This window comes from Paraclostridium sp. AKS73 (assembly GCF_025671395.1).
Classification (GTDB): Bacteria; Bacillota; Clostridia; order Peptostreptococcales; family Peptostreptococcaceae; genus Paraclostridium; species Paraclostridium benzoelyticum.
Map to the genome: position 1 here is coordinate 1 of NZ_JAIXHU010000079.1, position 2,083 is coordinate 2,083.

Annotated in this window: 2 protein-coding genes and 10 tRNA genes; all 12 read right to left on the minus strand. The window is 36.1% G+C overall.

The window, feature by feature from the left end:
- Positions 1-268: 268 nt before the first annotated feature.
- Positions 269-682 (minus strand): hypothetical protein, encoded by a 414-nt coding sequence (locus LEQ07_RS19545; protein ID WP_263331940.1) that lies wholly within the window; start codon positions 680-682, stop codon positions 269-271.
- 26 nt (positions 683-708) lie between these two features.
- On the minus strand, positions 709-822 hold the full coding sequence (locus LEQ07_RS23305; RefSeq protein ID WP_263331943.1) for a hypothetical protein: 114 nt from the start codon (positions 820-822) through the stop codon (positions 709-711).
- A gap of 320 nt (positions 823-1,142) precedes the next feature.
- Positions 1,143-1,218 (minus strand) — tRNA-Val (locus LEQ07_RS19555).
- A 13-nt stretch (positions 1,219-1,231) separates the two neighbouring features.
- Positions 1,232-1,308 (minus strand) — tRNA-Arg (locus LEQ07_RS19560).
- Between the two features lie 7 nt (positions 1,309-1,315).
- A tRNA-Cys gene (locus LEQ07_RS19565) sits at positions 1,316-1,389 on the minus strand.
- 21 nt (positions 1,390-1,410) lie between these two features.
- Positions 1,411-1,486, minus strand: a tRNA-Lys gene (locus tag LEQ07_RS19570).
- An 8-nt stretch (positions 1,487-1,494) separates the two neighbouring features.
- Positions 1,495-1,571, minus strand: a tRNA-His gene (locus tag LEQ07_RS19575).
- Between the two features lie 7 nt (positions 1,572-1,578).
- A tRNA-Pro gene (locus tag LEQ07_RS19580) sits at positions 1,579-1,655 on the minus strand.
- Positions 1,656-1,686: 31 nt separating this feature from the next.
- Positions 1,687-1,763 (minus strand) — tRNA-Ile (locus LEQ07_RS19585).
- A 16-nt stretch (positions 1,764-1,779) separates the two neighbouring features.
- Positions 1,780-1,856: transfer RNA gene (locus LEQ07_RS19590), tRNA-Met, on the minus strand.
- 7 nt (positions 1,857-1,863) lie between these two features.
- A tRNA-Phe gene (locus LEQ07_RS19595) sits at positions 1,864-1,939 on the minus strand.
- 3 nt (positions 1,940-1,942) lie between these two features.
- Positions 1,943-2,031, minus strand: a tRNA-Ser gene (locus LEQ07_RS19600).
- Positions 2,032-2,083: the final 52 nt, after the last annotated feature.

A 2,083-nucleotide genomic window follows, 5' to 3' on the forward strand; every position in this document is an offset into this window, starting at 1 on the left:
TATATAATTAACCTACTGTTTAATTTTCAAAGTTCATTTTTGTTTTGCCCTTTTCTTAAGGACAAGTAATACTATACCACCTTAATTTAACATCGTCAACACTTTTTTAAAATTTAATTTTATTTTTTATGTTTATTAAGTTTTATGTTGAAATTTACACATAATTTATGTGTTTTTAAAATTATGTTATTTTATATGTAAAAACATAATAGCATAATTAAAGTAGTCATTTAAAATCATAGACCACTTTAATTGTTAAATTTATAAATTAATCAACTTGACTTAATAATCTTTTAGTTATATCTCTTAATTTCATTTCTCCAACTTCTTCATGAGTTATTGCTACAACTGCTTTTATTCTATCTTCGGAGTTATCCCACTTGTAAGATCTTGCATTAAGAATAGCTCCTTCTGGCATTAATTCCTCTAAATCCACACCAATTTCATCTGTTAAAGTCATATATTCATCAAACAAATCTTCTGTTTCCATTTCGCTTAATTCATATTCTTCTTTTATTATTTCATTTAATTCTTCAATATCTACACTAATTTGAAATGCAATAGTATCTTCTCTTTTAGATCCTTTGCTTAAATCTTTATCAACTCTAAATGGACTTTCATTCTCTATTAATGATTTAATTTCTTCACTATCTACAATTTCATTACCGAACAATATGTACATATATAATTCTCCTCATTCTGTATTAATTATTTAGCCAACGATTCAATTAAACAGTCTTCCAAAGAATTTTTAATTCCTTTTTCTTTTGCAACCCTTATTAGGTATGAATATTTTGATTTTTTAGCCTCTAAATCGTATATAGCTACATCAACTAATTCTGGATCGCTTACAAATTGAAAAAATTCTCAGCATGTTTAATTTCTAATTGTGCTGCTTTTATTTCTTTTATAATTTTTTTATTCTCTATATCATATTTTAAAGTTCTTTTTCTAGGCATAAAAATCCCTCCAATAAATTTATTATATACCTAGAATCTTGCCAAAAATAACTTTATATATACCTGCTCTATATCTTTTTAATGTATATATTACATCTTTAATCTTATTTTGACAATAGATAAAGCTTTGTTAAAATTGACAATAAAAAAACATCTAATTTATTTAAATTAGATGTTTTGCACTGGTGGGATTAACAGGGCTCGAACCTGTGACCCCCTGCTTGTAAGGCAGGTGCTCTCCCAGCTGAGCTATAATCCCGGATATTTGTTTATGGTGCGCCCAAAGGGACTCGAACCCCTAACCTTCTGATTCGTAGTCAGACACTCTATCCAGTTGAGCTATAGGCGCATTATATTGGAGGCGACACCCAGATTCGAACTGGGGATCAAGGAGTTGCAGTCCACTGCCTTACCACTTGGCTATGTCGCCATTTTTCAATATATAAAAAAATGGTGATCCATCCGCGACTCGAACGCGGGACACCCTGATTAAAAGTCAGGTGCTCTACCGACTGAGCTAATGGATCAACTTTTATGGGGTGGATAATGAGAGTCGAACTCACGACCTCCAGAGCCACAATCTGGCGCTCTAACCAACTGAGCTATACCCACCATATATTGGTCGAGGTGGAGGGACTCGAACCCCCGGCCCCATGGTCCCAAACCACGTGCGCTACCAAACTGCGCTACACCTCGATATCTAATAAATAATATTTCAAACAAAAAATGGTGGACCTTCAGGGACTCGAACCCCGGACCTACCGGTTATGAGCCGGGCGCTCTAACCAACTGAGCTAAAGGTCCACATTTGTTTTTATATTGGTAGCGGTAACAGGAGTCGAACCTGTGACCTTTCGGGTATGAACCGAACGCTCTAGCCAACTAAGCTATACCGCCATATATTTGGTGCCCAGAGGCGGAATCGAACCACCGACACGGGGATTTTCAGTCCCCTGCTCTACCGACTGAGCTATCTGGGCATTTGGCGGAGAGGGTGGGATTCGAACCCACGGTCCCTTTCGGAATCACTGGTTTTCAAGACCAGCTCCTTAAACCACTCGGACACCTCTCCATTGGTGATCCATCCGCGACTCGAACGCGGGACACCCTGATTAAAAGTCAGG

Excerpts from the sequence above, each read along its gene's own strand:
- LEQ07_RS19545 (WP_263331940.1), bottom strand. The coding sequence starts at position 682 with ATGTACATATTGTTCGGTAATGAAATTGTAGATAGTGAAGAAATTAAA.